Raw genomic sequence first — 15,624 nt, forward strand, 5'->3', positions numbered from 1 at the left:
CGGCTCACGGGTTGCTCCTCTCTGTGGCAGTGGCCTCGCCGCACGAGGCGCGTACGACGAGACGGGCGGGGAGGGTGACGGACTGCGGGGGCCGCCCCTCGATGCGGTCGACCAGGGCGCGTACGGCGGCCCGGCCCAGCTCGCCCGTCGGCTGGGCGATCGCGGTGATCGGCGGATCGGTGTGCACGAACCACGGGATGTCGTCGAACGCGGCCAGCGCGATGTCCTCGGGAACCCGCATCCCGCGCGCGCGGATGGCGTCCAGCGCGCCGAGCGCCATCAGGTTGTCGGCGGCGAAGACGACTTCGGGCGGCTCGGGAAGTGAGAGGAACCGCTCGGTGGCCCGGCGTCCGCTCTCGGCCTGGAAATCGCCCTGCCCTATGTAGGCGTCGGGCAGGGGCAGCCCGTACTCGGCCATGGCCTCCCTGAAGGCCTCGACCCGCTCGCTGCCGGTGGTGGTCGCCGCCGGGCCCGCGATGATGGCGAGCCTGCGGTGGCCGAGCCCGTGCAGATGGGCGACGAGATCGCGTATCGCCGCGCGTCCGTCGGCCCGTACGACAGGCACGTCCAGACCCGGGATCCAGCGGTCCACGAAGACCATCGGGGTCCCCGCGCGCGCGGCGTCCAGCATTCCGGGGGAGCCGCCGTCGGTGGGGGAGACGAGCAGACCGTCGATGCGCCGGTCCAGCAGGGTCCGTACGTGGTGGTCCTGAAGGTCGGGCCGCTCGTCGGCGTTTCCGATGATCACGCTGTAGCCGAGGGCGCGGGCCTCCTCCTCGACGGAGCGGGCCAGCTCGGTGAAGTACGGGTTCATCACGTCGCTGATGACCAGGCCGAGGGTGCGGGTCTGGTCGGTGCGCAGGGAGCGGGCGACGGCGTTCGGGCGGTAGCCCAGAGTCTTCACGGCGGCCAGCACGCGGCTGCGTGCGTCGGTACTGACCGACGGATGGTCGTTCAGGACCCGCGAGACCGTGGCGACGGACACGCCGGCCTCGGCAGCAACGTCCTTGATGCTCGCCATCGCCGATCCACCTCCTCGTGGAATCGATTACATGGAGGATTGGAATCGATTACACGCGAGTTGACAAGACCCCGAGACCGGATCGTGATGAAGGAGGTCGGAGCGGAGCGGCGAGGGGAGTTGTTTACACGCGTCCCGGGCTGTCAGAGCCGGACGGTAGCGTCGGATCATGTCTCAGCTGGCTGTCCTGGAGGGCGTACTCGAGCGGATCACGTACGCCAACGAGGAGAACGGGTACACGGTCGCGCGGGTCGACACCGGCCGCGGCGGCGGCGACCTGCTCACCGTCGTCGGCTCGCTGCTCGGTGCGCAGGTGGGGGAGTCCCTGCGCATGGAGGGCCGCTGGGGCTCCCATCCGCAGTTCGGCAAGCAGTTCACGGTGGAGAACTACACGACGCTGCTGCCGGCCACCGTCCAGGGCATCCGCCGCTATCTCGGCTCGGGCCTGGTCAAGGGCATCGGCCCGGTCTTCGCCGACCGGATCACCCAGCATTTCGGCCTGGACACCCTGCAGATCATCGAGGAGGACCCGAAGCGGCTCATCGAGGTGCCGGGGCTCGGCCCCAAGCGCACCAAGAAGATCGCCGACGCCTGGGAGGAGCAGAAGGCGATCAAGGAGGTCATGCTCTTCCTCCAGACCGTCGAGGTGTCCACGTCGATCGCGGTCCGCATCTACAAGAAGTACGGCGACGCGTCGATCTCGGTGGTCAAGAACCAGCCCTACCGGCTCGCGTCCGACGTCTGGGGCATCGGCTTCCTCACCGCCGACAAGATCGCCCAGTCCGTCGGCATCCCGCACGACAGCCCGGAGCGCGTCAAGGCCGGTCTCCAGTACGCACTTTCGCAGTCCACCGACCAGGGCCACTGCTATCTCCCCGAGGAGCGCCTGATCGCGGACGCCGTGAAGCTCCTCCAGGTGGACACGGGCCTTGTCATCGAGTGCCTCGCGGAGCTGGCGGCACCGGCCGAGGACGGCGAGGACCCCGGTGTCGTACGGGAGAAGGTGCCGGGCCCGGACGGCGGCGACCCGGTGACGGCCATCTACCTGGTCCCCTTCCACCGCGCCGAACTCTCCCTGTCCGCCCAGCTGTTGCGCCTCCTGCGCACCGACCAGGACCGGATGCCCGGCTTCCATGACGTGGCCTGGGACAAGGCACTTGCCTGGCTGAAGGGGCGTACGGGCACGGAGTTGGCGCCCGAGCAGGAGGAGGCGGTCCGGCTCGCGCTCACCAAGAAGGTCGCCGTGCTCACCGGCGGCCCCGGCTGCGGCAAGTCCTTCACGGTCCGCTCGATCGTGGAACTGGCGCGCGCCAAGCGGGCGAAGGTCGTCCTGGCGGCGCCGACGGGACGCGCAGCCAAGCGGCTCGCCGAGCTGACCGGGGCCGAGGCCTCCACCGTGCACCGGCTCCTGGAGCTGAAGCCGGGCGGCGACGCGGCGTACGACAAGGACCGGCCGCTGGACGCCGACCTGGTGGTCGTGGACGAGGCCTCGATGCTCGACCTGCTCCTTGCCAACAAGCTGGTGAAGGCGGTGCCCCCGGGCGCGCATCTGCTCTTCGTGGGAGATGTCGACCAGCTCCCCAGCGTCGGCGCCGGCGAGGTGCTGCGCGATCTGCTCGCCGACGGCGGCCCGGTCCCGGCGGTCCGCCTCACCCAGGTCTTCCGGCAGGCCCAGAAGTCCGGGGTGGTGACGAACGCGCACCGGATCAACTCGGGGCAGCACCCGCACACGGAGAACATGAAGGACTTCTTCCTCTTCGTCGAGGACGACACCGAGGAGGCGGGACGGCTCACGGTGGACGTGGCGGCACGGCGGATTCCGGCCAAGTTCGGGCTCGACCCGCGCCGCGATGTCCAGGTCCTCGCGCCGATGCACCGGGGCCCGGCGGGCGCGGGCGCCCTCAACGGCCTCCTCCAGCAGGCCATCACACCCGCCCGCCCGGACCTCCCCGAAAAGCGCTTCGGAGGCCGCGTCTTCCGCGTCGGCGACAAGGTCACCCAGATTCGCAACAACTACGAGAAGGGCAAGAACGGTGTCTTCAACGGCACCGTGGGCGTCGTCACCTCGCTGGACGCGGAGGAGCAGCGCCTGACCGTGCTGACCGACGAGGACGAGGAGGTGCCGTACGACTTCGACGAACTCGACGAGCTGGCCCATGCGTACGCGGTGACGATCCACCGTTCCCAGGGCAGCGAGTACCCGGCGGTGGTGATCCCGGTCACCACGGGCGCGTGGATGATGCTCCAGCGCAACCTCCTCTACACGGCCGTCACCCGCGCGAAGAAGCTGGTCGTCCTGGTCGGCTCCCGCAAGGCGATAGGCCAGGCGGTCCGCACGGTCTCCGCCGGACGGCGGTGCACGGCCCTGGACTTCCGCCTGTCCGGGGCACACCTCTGACGACCCCTCGATCTCCCCTGGAAGCCTCCGGAGAGCCCCCCGAACGCCCCCTTGGAAAAAATGATCGATCAAACGAGTCGCAAAGGTCACAGAGCACTTCCGGAACCAGGGCGAAGGGGGGCAGGATGAGTAGGTTGGCGGCACTCAGTGCCGCCAATAGGCCCAATGGTCGACCCCGAGTGCACTCTCCAGGGCCAAATGGGGGATGGTAGAGACAGTCAGGGCACCTCGAAGAAGAGGGACAACGTCGGTGAGGGATGACGTGAGCGACAACTCTGTAGTAGTGCGTTACGGCGATGGCGAGTACACCTACCCGGTGATCGACAGCACCGTCGGCGACAAGGGCTTCGACATCGGGAAGCTGCGCGCACAGACTGGTCTGGTGACGCTGGACAGCGGATACGGGAACACCGCCGCATATAAATCCGCGATCACCTACCTCGACGGTGAGGAGGGCATCCTCCGGTACCGCGGCTATCCGATCGAGCAGCTGGCCGAGCAGTCCACCTTCCTTGAGGTGGCCTCGCTGCTGATCAACGGCGAACTGCCGAATGTGGACGAACTCGCCACCTTCAAGAACGAGATCACGCAGCACACCCTGCTGCACGAGGACGTCAAGCGCTTCTTCCAGGGCTTCCCGCGCGACGCCCACCCGATGGCGATGCTGTCGTCGGTGGTCAGCGCCCTGTCGACGTTCTACCAGGACAGCCACAACCCGTTCGACGAGAAGCAGCGTCACCTCTCGACGATCCGCCTTCTCGCCAAGCTTCCGACGATCGCGGCGTACGCCTACAAGAAGTCGATCGGCCACCCCTTCGTCTACCCGCGCAACGACCTCGGGTACGTCGAGAACTTCCTCCGCATGACGTTCTCGGTCCCGGCGCAGGAGTACGAGCTCAACCCGGTCGTCGTCTCCGCGCTCGAGAAGCTGCTCATCCTGCACGCGGACCACGAGCAGAACTGTTCGACCTCCACGGTCCGCCTGGTCGGCTCCTCGCAGGCGAACATGTTCGCCTCGATCTCCGCCGGCATCTCCGCCCTGTGGGGCCCGCTGCACGGCGGCGCCAACCAGTCCGTCCTGGAGATGCTGGAAGGCATCCAGGCCAACGGCGGCGACGTCGACTCCTTCATCCGCAAGGTGAAGAACAAGGAGGACGGCGTCCGCCTGATGGGCTTCGGCCACCGGGTGTACAAGTCCTTCGACCCCCGCGCGAAGATCATCAAGGCCGCCGCGCACGATGTCCTCTCGGCCCTCGGCAAGTCCGACGAGCTGCTGGACATCGCCCTCAAGCTGGAAGAGCACGCGCTCTCCGACGATTACTTCGTCTCGCGCAACCTCTACCCCAACGTGGACTTCTACACCGGCCTGATCTACCGCGCCATGGGCTTCCCGACCGAGATGTTCACGGTCCTCTTCGCCCTCGGCCGCCTCCCGGGCTGGATCGCCCAGTGGCACGAGATGATCAAGGAGCCCGGCTCCCGCATCGGCCGCCCGCGCCAGATCTACACGGGCGAGGTCCTGCGCGACTTCGTTCCCGTCGAGAGCCGCTGAGCACCGGAACTCGCTGAACAGCCGCGCGCGTAGCGGCATACACGTAAAAAACGGAAAGCGCCCTGCTACCGGTCCCCCCACGGGCCGGCAGTCAGGGCGCTTTCCTTGTCCCGGTGCGGATTCCCCCCACGGGATCCGGCCGGGCGTCTGTGGACAGCGCCTGAACCGCTGTGGACTTGCGAGCAAAACGAGCAAAACTGCGGTTACTACGGTGCGGTTGGCCGGGACGCGTACCGACGGGAGGGCCGCTCAAAGCTCCCCGGCGTACGTGTCCCGGCAACGCAGTTCCAGGAACGTCCCCCAAGACATCCCCAGATGCCAGTCACGCCCCCCAAGACGCTTCTGACATCGCCAACTTAGACTCACGAACCCCTTCGATGGTTACGTTCACATCACTGTGACCTGCGTCTCTTGCTTATGTCCTGAAGATAGGCAAGAGACCCAAATGCGAATCGGGGCCCAAGCGTAAGGAAGATGCGCGAGCCTTGTGAAGAGCTTATGTGAGGCTCTCCCCGGACTCTAGGGGGGCTCTCACCCGAACATCATGAGAATGCCTTGAGCCGGAGGCTGTTCGTCACCACGAACACCGACGAGAAGGCCATCGCCGCTCCCGCGATCATGGGGTTGAGCAGCCCGGCCGCCGCCAGCGGCAGCGCCGCCACGTTGTATCCGAAGGCCCAGACGAGGTTCCCCTTGATGATGGCGAGGGTCCTGCGCGACAGCCGGATCGCGTCCGCGGCCGCCCGCAGATCCCCGCGCACCAGTGTCAGGTCGCTCGCCTCGATCGCCGCGTCCGTACCCGTACCCATCGCCAGACCCAGGTCCGCGGTCGCGAGCGCCGCCGCGTCGTTGACCCCGTCGCCCACCATCGCGACGCTCCGCCCCTCGCCCTGCAGCCGCTTGACGACACCGACCTTGTCCTCGGGTAGCACCTCGGCGATCACATCCCCGGCATCGATGCCGACGGCACGCGCCACGGACTGGGCGACCGCCAGATTGTCACCGGTGAGCAGGACCGGCCTGAGCCCGAGGGCGCGCAGTTCGCGGACGGCCTCGGCGCTGGTCTCCTTCACCGCGTCGGCGACGGTCAGCACACCGATCGCCACACCGTCCCGGGTGACCACGACGGCGGTACGCCCTTCCGCCTCGGCCGCGGCCTTGGCGCCGGCCAACTCGGCGGAGGGCACGTCCTCGAACCGGCCCACCGTCACCTCGTGACCGTCCACACGCCCGCGCACACCGCGCCCCGGAACGTTCTCGAAGTGCTCCGGCGACGAAAACGCGCCAACACGCTCCTGAGCGCCCGCGGCGATCGCCTGGGCAACTGGATGCTCGGAGGCGTGCTCCAGGGCGCCGGCGAGCCGCAGAACCTCGTTCTCGGCGATGTCCTCGGCGACGTACACCTCTTGAAGTTTCATGCGTCCCGTCGTCACCGTCCCGGTCTTGTCCAGGACGACGGTGTCGACGCGGCGCGTGGACTCCAGGACCTCGGGCCCCTTGATGAGGATGCCGAGCTGGGCGCCGCGCCCCGTGCCGACCATCAGGGCGGTCGGCGTGGCAAGGCCCAGTGCGCACGGGCAGGCGATGATCAGCACCGCGACGGACGCGGTGAAGGCGGCGACCGTGTCACCCGTGACCGCCAGCCAGACCCCGAACGTGCCGAGCGCGATCAGCAGCACCACCGGCACGAAGATCCCGGAGATCCGGTCAGCGAGCCGCTGCACCTCCGCCTTGCCGTTCTGTGCGTCCTCGACGAGCCGTGCCATCCGCGCGAGTTGGGTGTCCGCGCCGACCCGGCTCGCCTCGACGACCAGCCGGCCCCCGGCGTTCACGGTCGCGCCGGTCACCGCGTCGCCGGCCGACACGTCCACCGGCACCGACTCGCCGGTCAGCATCGAGGCGTCGACGGCCGAGGCGCCCTCGACGACGGTGCCGTCGGTGGCGATCTTCTCGCCGGGCCGCACGACGAAGCGGTCCCCGACGGCCAACAGGGCCACCGGGACACGTACTTCACGGCCGTCCCGCAGCACGGACACGTCCTTCGTGCCCAGTTCCATCAGCGCCCGCAGCGCCGCCCCCGCCTGGCGCTTGGAGCGGGCCTCCAGATAGCGGCCGAGCAGGATGAACGCGACGACACCCGCGGCGACTTCGAGGTAGATCGCCGAAGTCCCCTCCGCACGCGAGACGGTGAACCGGAAACCCTCCTCCCGCATGCCCTCCATCCCCGCGTCCCCGAAGAACAGCGCCCACAGGGACCAGCCGAACGCGGCCAGCGTGCCGATCGAGATGAGCGTGTCCATGGTGGCCGCGCCGTGCCGCGCGTTCGTGAACGCGGCCCTGTGGAACGGGAGTCCGCCCCAGACGACGACGGGCGCGGCGAGGGTGAGCGCCAGCCACTGCCAGTTGTCGAACTGCAGAGCCGGGATCATCGAAAGCAGGGCGACGGGGACGGCGAGGAGGGCGGAGACGACGAGACGCTCGCGCAGCGAGGCCAGTTCGGGGTCGCGCTCCTCCGAGGCGTCCGCCTCGGGCAGGGGTGGCGCGGGCTCCTCGGCCGTGTACCCGGTCTTCACCACGGTGGCGATGAGATCGGCGACCCGCACCCCCTGCGGATACGAGACCTTCGCCTTCTCCGTCGCGTAGTTGACGGTGGCGGTGACGCCGTCCATGCGGTTGAGCTTCTTCTCGACGCGGGCCGCGCAGGAGGCGCAGGTCATTCCGCCGATGGCGAGCTCGACCTCCGACGCGGGGGCGTTCTCGGCTATGGGTGTCTCGGGTGCTGGTGTCTCGGGTGCTGCGGTGGTCATGTCCGGCTCCAAGGAACGAACCAGGCCGTACGGATCCAGTATCAGCTGGTCGGTACGGCCCGGTGTGGAGAGCTAGGTATCAGCGATACGGAGAGGTCTGTTCAGGCCTTGCCGACGAGCTCGAAGCCCGCCTCGTCGACCGCCGCGCGCACGGCGTCCTCGTCCAGGGCGGCGGCGGAGACGACGGTGACCTCGCCGGTGGCGGCCACGGCCTTCACCGAGCTGACCCCGTCGATCCCGGAGAGCTCACCGGAGACGGAGCCTTCACAGTGCCCGCAGCTCATCCCGCTCACCTGGTAGACGGTCGTGACGGAACCGGGGGTGTCGGTCTGCGCGGTCATGGCGTTACTCCTCATCGAGGCGTGTCGGGCGTGCGTACGTACACAGGAGGGATCCTGCGACTCCAGGGTTGCCTCCTGCTACGCAGGCTATACCCCTAGGGGGTACTTCTCCAAGTGGGGTCCCGGCGCGCCAGCGAGCGCACCCAGCCGACCCCGGCGAGCGAGACGAGGACCATGGCGCCGACCGAGAACAGCGTGAAGAGATGCTTCTGCTCGCCGGTGGGCCGGGGCATGTAGCCCTGCGCGAACAGCGCCTTGTCGAGCCCCGTACTGGTCAGCCGCGCCACCAGCCAGAGCGCGATGCCGTGCGTCGAGTCCCACAGGGCGTGCAGCACCGCGACGCCGAGGTAGGTGCCGAGCACGGGTCCGTTGAACTGGAAGCGCCCGTTCGGGTGGCGGTGTGCGAGCAGCACGGCACCCGCGATCGCGGTCCACAGGCCGTGCCCGAAGGGGGCGAGCACCCCGCGCAGGATCTCGGTCTCCAGGAGCGCGCGCAGATCGACGCCCTTGAGCGAGACGGCGGCGTTGAAGGCGTACCCCGCGCTCTCCAGCGCCGCGAAGCCGAAACCGACGGTCGCGCCGAGCACGAGGCCGGCCCGCAACCCGTGGATCCGGGGGTGCCTGCGCAGCATGAACATCAGCGCGGCGAGCTTCACCGCCTCCTCGATGAGCCCGACGCCGATGTACATCCACAGGGACGGGTGCAGCAGGTAGTACTCCATGACCGAGGCGCCAAGGACGCCCAGGGTGCCGCCGGTCAGGAAGCAGCCGAGGATCAGATGCACGCCCAGGTCGCGGCCGTGCCGCTCGTACGCCCAGAGCACGAAGGTGACGGGCACCAGGAAGCTGCCGAGCAGGATCAGGGTCGGCAGCAGCGTGGTGTTCTTCGTCGCGTACGTGACGAGCGCGGTCAGCACCCAGAGCGCGAGCCCGCCCCACAGGCAGCGCTTCCAGAGTCCGGCACGGATCGGGAGATACGGGGACGGGGGCTGCTGGGGTCCGGGAATGCGGGCTTGCGGTGCACCGGGCGGCTGATTGTGGGTCACGGCTCATCCCTCGGGCTTGGGCTGGGGGTGTCCGTCCGCTTGGACGTCGGTCCGCTTGGGCGGAGGGCGTCCGTCCGCTGGGCGGGGGGCGTTCGTCCGTCCGGACGGACGCTGTCCGCTGTTGTGTCCGCTCGGACGGAGACCGCCCGCTCGGGCAGGCGCTGCCCGGGCGGGTCGATTTGTCCGAACCCTATGGTAAATACCCCCTATGTCGCAGTCCGGGACGCTCATCCTGATCATGTCCATCGCGGTGCTCGCCCCGCTGCTGTCCTACGGAATCGGCCGCTGGCTGCCGGTCCCTCTCGTCATCTTCGAGATCGTGCTCGGCGTCCTGGTCGGCCCCGACGTACTGGGCTGGGCCGGCGCGGGCGAGGTCATCGACACGCTCTCCAACCTCGGTCTGGCGATGCTGATCTTCCTCGCCGGGTACGAGATCGAGTTCGACAAGGTCCGCGGGGACACCCTGAAGCGCTCGGTCGGGGCCTGGCTGATCTCGCTGGCGGTCGGCCTGGCGCTGGGCATGCTGCTCACCGGTGCGTCCAAGGGTGTCTACATCGGTACGGCCCTCACCAGCACCGCGCTCGGCACGGTGCTGCCCGTCCTGCGCGACGCCGGTGACCTGCGCTCCCGATTCGGCTCGGTGATGATGGCGATGGGTGCGGTGGGGGAGTTCGGGCCGATCATCGCGATGGCCCTGCTGCTGAGCGGGCGCTCGCCGGGGAAGTCGACGGTGCTGCTCGCCGCGTTCGCGCTGCTGACCGCAGGGGCGGTGCTCTGGGCGATGCGTCCCCGGCGCCCCTGGTTCTCGAACGTGATCGCCAAGACCCTGCACAGCAGCGGGCAGTTCGCCGTCCGTCTCGTCGTGCTCCTGCTGGCCCTGATGCTCGGCGCCTCCGACGCCCTCGGCCTCGACACCCTGCTCGGCGCCTTCGCCGCCGGGATGATCACCCGCCTTGTGCTGCAGGGGGCGGCGCCGGAGAGCGCGGGCGAGGTCCTGGCGAAGATCGAGGCGATGGGATTCGGATTCCTGGTGCCGATCTTCTTCGTCGTCACGGGAATCGAGTTCGACCTCGACGCCCTCCTCTCCGGCGGCCGGGCGCTTCTCCTGCTGCCCGTCTTCCTGCTGCTGTTCCTCCTGGTGCGCGGCCTTCCGGTGTACGCCCTGGCCCCGCGCGATCTTCTCGGGCGCGACCGGAGCGCACTCACCCTCTTCGCCTCGACGGCCCTGCCCCTGGTGGTGGCCATCACGACCATCGGCGTGGACGACGGCGTACTGAAGAGCGAGGAGGCGGCGGCGCTGGTGGGGGCCGCGATGGTGTCCGTACTGGTGTTTCCGCTGGTGGGGCTGAAGTTGCGGCGGGAGAGGGTGGGGAGCGAAGGGGGCGGAGTCGTGGTGAGAGTCAGCGGGCCGCCGGGCAGTCGTCCTCGACGAGCGGCTTGAGGTAGCGGTACATGACCGCCTTCAACTCGGCGATGTACGCGTCCCGTTCGGCGCCCTCGTGGGACAGGATCAGGGTGAGTCCGGCCTTGAAGAGGGCGAGCACCATGTTCGCCATGCGCGAGAGCTCGTCGGCGGGGGCGTCCGGCAGATAGCCCGCGACGATCTCCTCGACCCGGGTGAAGACGGTGTCGTGCAGGGAGCTGATGTCCTCCGCGATCCGGCCCGGGGTGTCGGTCCCGTGCATCAGGACGGCGAAGGCGGGGTTCTCGACGTTGAAGGCGATCATCGGGTCGAGGGCCGCGTCGAGCATCGCGTCCAGCGGGAGCCCGATGTTCTCCGGGGCGAGGGCCTGGCCGTGCATCGCGCGCCAGTCGTGGAGCAACTGGTCGCTGAGGCCGACCGCGATGGCCTCCTTGTTGGGGAAGAACTGGTACAGCGTGCCGGGTGAGACGCCGGCCTCGCGGGCGATGGCGTTCGTGCTCGCGGCCGTGTAGCCGCTCCGGCAGAACACCGACGCCGCCGCTTCCAGGAGCTGCGCGATACGGCGCTCGCCGCGGGCCTGTCGACGGCGCGGCTTCTCCTCGGTGGGGCCGGTGGGGCCGGTGGGGCCGATTGGGTCGGCGGGGGCGGCGGTCTGCGGGGCCCCGGCGTTCCGCGGGGCCTGCGCCTGCTCCTCTGTCCGCTGCTTCTCGGGCACGGGTTATCCCCAGCTTCTCGGGACGCGATTGACAAACACGAGTGGTCGCTCGCATTCTTGGGAAATGCGAGCGATGGCTCGTGTTTGCCATTCTATGGCAATGGGCGACCCATGCTGCCTGCACGGATGTACGCGGACGTGCGCAGACGTACGCGGATGTGCGGGACGCAGGGGTCACGGTGAAGGGGACACCGCATCATGTCCGAAGTCAACAGCGCAGGTGGCGGCGCGAGGGTGGGGCCGGACGGAGGACCGGACGACGGGTCGGGCGGTGGATCGGGCGGCGGTCCGGGGGTGGGTGGCTGGACCCGGTTCGTGACCGCGCGGCCACGGCTGTCGCTGCTCGTCGCGCTCGTGCTCACCGCGCTCGCCGTGGTCGCGGGCAGCGGGGTCGCCGACCGGCTGGGCAGCGGCGGCTGGGAGGACCCGGGCGCCCAGTCCACCTATGCGACGAAGGCGCTGGAGCGGGAGTTCCCGGCCTCGCAGCCCAATCTGCTGCTGCTCATCGACTCGGGGTCCGCGTCGGTCGACGATCCCGCGGTCGCCGCCGAGGCGAAGCGGCTGGTGGAGCTTCTCGCCGGCGAGAAGGGCGTCACGGGCGTCGGTTCGTACTGGCAGTCGGGTTCGCCGGCGCTCAGGGCGAAGGACGGGCACGAGGCGCTCGTCGCGGCGCGCATCACGGGTGAGGAGAAGGCCGCGGGCGAGACCCTGGACCGCATCGCCCCCTCCTTCCGCGGGACGCACGGCCCCATCGAGGTCGAGGTCGGCGGCCCCGTCGCCGTGCGGCACGAGATACAGACGACCATCCGCGAGGACCTGACCAGGGCCGAGCTGATCGCCCTGCCGGTGACCCTCGTGCTCCTTGTGATGGTCTTCGGCAGCGCGGTGGCCGCCCTCCTCCCGCTCCTGGTCGGCATCTTCGCGATCCTGGGCACGAACGCGGTGCTGCGCGGCCTCACGGAGTTCACCGACGTCTCGGTCTTCGCGATCAACCTCACCACGGCACTGGGACTCGGCCTCGCCATCGACTACGCCCTGTTCATCGTGCGCAGGTTCCGCGAGGAACTCGCCACCGGAGCCGAGCCGTTGACCGCGGTCGGCACGACCCTGCGCACCGCCGGGCGCACGGTGCTCTTCTCGTCCCTCACTGTCGCGGTGTCGCTGGCCGCGATGCTGCTCTTCCCGCAGTACTTCCTGCGGTCCTTCGCATACGCGGGCATCGCCGTGGTGCTGCTCGCCGCGGCCGCCGCGCTGATCCTGCTCCCGGCGGCGCTGGTGCTCCTCGGACATCGGGTGAACTCCCTGGATATGCGGCGGCTGTTCCGGCGCGGAAAGCCCCGGGCGTCGTCCGACGCGGCGGGCGGGGCCGCGTGGGGGCGGATGGCCAACCTCGTCATGCGCAGGGCGCCGGTCTTCGCGGTGGCGACCTCCGTCGGGCTCGTGGTCCTCGGACTGCCCTTCCTCGGCGTGAAGTTCGGCACGGCGGACGACCGCCAGCTGCCCTCGGGCGCCGAGTCCCACGTCGTGCAGCAGCACATCCGCGAGGGCTTCCCGGGCAGCCCCGGCGGCGGTCTGGAGGTGCTCGCGGAAGGGCGCGCGACCGAGACGCAGTACGCCCAGTACAAGGAGCGGATCGCCGCCCTGCCCGAGGTGCTGCGGGTGGACGGGCCACTGGTGAACGGCGACTCCGCCTACTTCACGGTGCTGCCGAAGGGCGAGGCCGTCGACGAGGGAGCCCAGCGCCTGGTGGGTGAACTCCGCGCGACGAACGCCCCGTTCGACACCGCGGTGACCGGCACGGCGGCCGTCCTGGTCGACTCGAAACACGCGATAGCCGAGCAGCTGCCCTGGGCCGCCGCGTTCATCGCGATCGTCACCCTGTTCCTGGTCTTCCTGCTGACCGGCAGCGTGCTGATCCCGATCCAGGCGGTGCTGCTCAACGCCCTCAGCCTGACGGCGATGTTCGGGGCGGTGGTCTGGGTCTTCCAGGACGGCCATCTCTCCGGCCTGCTCGGGTTCACCAGCTCGGGGTCGATCGAGACGACCCTCCCCGTCCTGATGTTCTGCGTCGCCTTCGGACTGTCCATGGACTACGGGGTCTTCCTGCTGTCCCGGATAAAGGAGGAGTACGACCAGACGGGCGACCACCGGGAAGCCGTCCGCTTCGGCCTCCAGCGCACCGGCGGACTGATCACGGCGGCCGCGGTCATCCTCGCGGTGGTGATGGTCGCGATCGGCACCTCACGCGTGACCAACACCAAGATGCTCGGCCTGGGCATCGCGCTCGCCGTACTGATGGACGCGATGATCGTCCGCAGCCTGCTGGTCCCGGCGGTGATGAGGCTGACGGGGCGGGCGACCTGGTGGGCGCCGGGGCCGCTGCGGCGGTTCCATGACCGGTTCGGGCTCAGCGAGGGCGAACCGCAGAAGGCCGAGGCCCCGGCGGAGGACGACCGGGACCGGGACAAGGTCGCGGCGCGCGGCTAGCGTTCGCTCCGGAACCGTGATCTCCCGGCGGCGGAACGCGCCGGGCGAAGACGGGACGGGCGAACGCGAAACGCGAAGGGCGAAGCTGATGCGGGCAGTGGTGTTCGAGCGGTACGGGGAGCCGGCCGAGGTACGTGAGGTGGCGGACCCGGCGCCCGCGGAGCACGGGGTCGTGGTGCGGGTCGAGGCCACCGGCCTCTGCCGGAGCGACTGGCACGGCTGGATCGGTCACGACCCGGACATCACGCTGCCCCACGTCCCCGGACACGAACTCGCCGGGGTCGTCGAGGCGGTGGGCGCCCAGGTGACCGGTTGGCACCCCGGCGACCGGGTCACCGTGCCGTTCGTGTGCGCCTGCGGAAGCTGTCCCTCGTGCGCGGCGGGCGACCAGCAGGTGTGCGAGCGCCAGACCCAGCCGGGGTTCACACACTGGGGTTCCTTCGCCCAGTACGTGGCGCTGGACCACGCGGACGTGAACTTGGTCGCGATGCCGGACGGACTGTCCTACGCGACCGCGGCCTCGCTGGGCTGCCGGTTCGCCACGGCCTACCGGGCGGTGGTCGCGCAGGGCCGGGTGGCCGCGGGGGAGTGGGTCGCCGTACACGGTTGCGGGGGCGTCGGCCTGTCCGCCGTGATGATCGCGGCGGCCGCCGGGGCTCGGGTCGTCGCCGTCGACGTATCGCCCCGGGCGCTGGACCTGGCACGGAAGTTCGGGGCGACGGAGGCTGTGGACGCGTCGGGGGTCGAAGACACGGCGGAGGCGGTGCGCGCGTTGACCGGCGGTGGCGCCCACCTGTCCCTGGACGCCCTCGGTTCCCCCGTCACCTGCGCGGCCTCGGTGAACAGCCTGCGCCGTCGGGGCCGCCACATCCAGGTCGGACTCCTGCCCTCACCGACGGGCTCCACCCCGGTCCCCATGGCCCGAGTGATCGGCCTCGAACTCGAACTCCTCGGCAGCCACGGAATGGCGGCACACGCCTACCCGGGAATGCTGGAGTTGGTCCGGGCCGGCGTACTCCGCCCCGACCTCCTGGTCACCTCCACCATCCCGCTGGACGCCGCACCGGCCGCGCTGGCGGCGATGGGGACGGCGCCGGGAGCGGGGGTGACGGTCATCGAGCCGTGGAGCTGACCAGATCCGGGTGACCGCGGTGGTCGGCCCACTCGTGGGCGAGGATCGCCATGAGCGTCTCGTCGGCCCACTCGCCGTCACGCAGCTGGGTCTGCCGCCGGACACCCTCCTCGACGAAGCCGACCTTCTCGTAGACACGGCGGGCCCGGTGGTTGTGGCTGTATAGCTCCAAGGCGATGCGGTGCAGGCCGAGTTGCTCGAAGCCGTGGCCGACGATGAGCCGGGTCGCCTCGGTGCCGATCCCCCGGCCGCGTCCGCGGGGGCCGATGAGCGTACGGAACGTGCAGTTGCGGCCCGTGGGATCCCACTCGTGGAGGACGACCTCGCCGAGGAGTTCACCGGTCGCGCGGTCGGTGACGGCGAGGTCGAGCCGGTCTGGCTGCGTGGCCCGGGAGCCGTACCAGGAACGCAGCCGTTCCAAGGTCAGCTCGGTGGAGGGCTCGAAGGTGAACCGGATGACATCGGGATCGTCCAGGATCTCCCAAATCCCGTCCGCGTCCGCCCTGGTGAACGGCCGCAGCACGGTCTTCTCACCGGTGAGGACGGGCTTGTCGGAGAAGGAGTGGCTCATCTGAGGATCCTCGGCGGCGGGCCGACGGACGGGCAACCGAATAGGGGCTGTGCAACCCGATAACGGCTGTGCAACCGAATAACGGCTGTGCCCCGCACGCGAACGGCGGGGCACAGGGGGAGGAACGAGAG

Annotated in this window: 11 protein-coding genes; 5 read left to right on the plus strand and 6 right to left on the minus strand. The window is 69.7% G+C overall.

Annotation, left to right across the window (positions count from 1 at the left end; genetic code table 11):
- Positions 1 to 4 precede the first annotated feature (4 nt).
- Entirely contained in the window at positions 5 to 1,021 is a 1,017-nt protein-coding gene (locus OG266_RS28515; protein ID WP_266461883.1) for a LacI family DNA-binding transcriptional regulator, read from the minus strand.
- Between the two features lie 169 nt (positions 1,022 to 1,190).
- On the opposite strand from OG266_RS28515, the gene OG266_RS28520 reads away from it, so the two are divergent.
- Positions 1,191 to 3,419 (plus strand): ATP-dependent RecD-like DNA helicase, encoded by a 2,229-nt coding sequence (locus OG266_RS28520; protein ID WP_371549022.1) that lies wholly within the window; start codon positions 1,191 to 1,193, stop codon positions 3,417 to 3,419.
- 262 nt (positions 3,420 to 3,681) lie between these two features.
- Positions 3,682 to 4,971: a citrate synthase gene (locus OG266_RS28525; protein WP_266461889.1), complete on the plus strand. Its 1,290-nt coding sequence runs from the start codon at positions 3,682 to 3,684 to the stop codon at positions 4,969 to 4,971.
- Positions 4,972 to 5,513: 542 nt separating this feature from the next.
- On the opposite strand, the gene OG266_RS28530 is transcribed toward OG266_RS28525, so the two are convergent.
- The 3 genes from OG266_RS28530 to OG266_RS28540 form a co-directional block, all read right to left on the minus strand.
- A complete protein-coding gene (locus OG266_RS28530; protein WP_371549025.1) occupies positions 5,514 to 7,778 on the minus strand; it encodes a heavy metal translocating P-type ATPase in 2,265 nt (754 codons plus the stop codon).
- 101 nt (positions 7,779 to 7,879) lie between these two features.
- Positions 7,880 to 8,119, minus strand: coding sequence for a heavy-metal-associated domain-containing protein (locus OG266_RS28535; RefSeq protein WP_266461894.1), 240 nt, complete (start codon positions 8,117 to 8,119; stop codon positions 7,880 to 7,882).
- 95 nt (positions 8,120 to 8,214) lie between these two features.
- On the minus strand, positions 8,215 to 9,165 hold the full coding sequence (locus OG266_RS28540; protein ID WP_371549026.1) for a PrsW family intramembrane metalloprotease: 951 nt from the start codon (positions 9,163 to 9,165) through the stop codon (positions 8,215 to 8,217).
- Between the two features lie 208 nt (positions 9,166 to 9,373).
- Here OG266_RS28540 and OG266_RS28545 point away from each other — a divergent pair, with 208 nt between their 5' ends.
- The gene (locus tag OG266_RS28545) at positions 9,374 to 10,606 is read left to right on the plus strand and encodes a cation:proton antiporter (RefSeq protein WP_371549027.1); all 1,233 of its coding nucleotides are present in this window, start codon (positions 9,374 to 9,376) and stop codon (positions 10,604 to 10,606) included.
- On the opposite strand, the gene OG266_RS28550 is transcribed toward OG266_RS28545, so the two are convergent.
- A complete protein-coding gene (locus tag OG266_RS28550) occupies positions 10,566 to 11,303 on the minus strand; it encodes a TetR family transcriptional regulator (RefSeq protein ID WP_371549029.1) in 738 nt (245 codons plus the stop codon). The genes OG266_RS28545 and OG266_RS28550 overlap by 41 nt on opposite strands.
- A 198-nt stretch (positions 11,304 to 11,501) precedes the next feature.
- Here OG266_RS28550 and OG266_RS28555 point away from each other — a divergent pair, with 198 nt between their 5' ends.
- Both OG266_RS28555 and OG266_RS28560 read left to right on the plus strand, forming a co-directional pair.
- Complete coding sequence (locus tag OG266_RS28555) at positions 11,502 to 13,790, plus strand: MMPL family transporter (protein ID WP_371549031.1); 2,289 nt, start codon at positions 11,502 to 11,504, stop codon at positions 13,788 to 13,790.
- Between the two features lie 88 nt (positions 13,791 to 13,878).
- Positions 13,879 to 14,922 carry a zinc-dependent alcohol dehydrogenase family protein gene (locus OG266_RS28560; protein ID WP_371549032.1) on the plus strand — a complete coding sequence of 348 codons (1,044 nt, stop codon included), beginning with the start codon at positions 13,879 to 13,881 and terminating at the stop codon, positions 14,920 to 14,922.
- On the opposite strand, the gene OG266_RS28565 is transcribed toward OG266_RS28560, so the two are convergent.
- On the minus strand, positions 14,903 to 15,493 hold the full coding sequence (locus tag OG266_RS28565; RefSeq protein WP_266461909.1) for a GNAT family N-acetyltransferase: 591 nt from the start codon (positions 15,491 to 15,493) through the stop codon (positions 14,903 to 14,905). The genes OG266_RS28560 and OG266_RS28565 overlap by 20 nt on opposite strands.
- Positions 15,494 to 15,624: the final 131 nt, after the last annotated feature.

Origin of the sequence: Streptomyces sp. NBC_00554 (genome assembly GCF_041431135.1) — a bacterium.
In the GTDB taxonomy this organism is placed as follows: domain Bacteria; phylum Actinomycetota; class Actinomycetes; order Streptomycetales; family Streptomycetaceae; genus Streptomyces.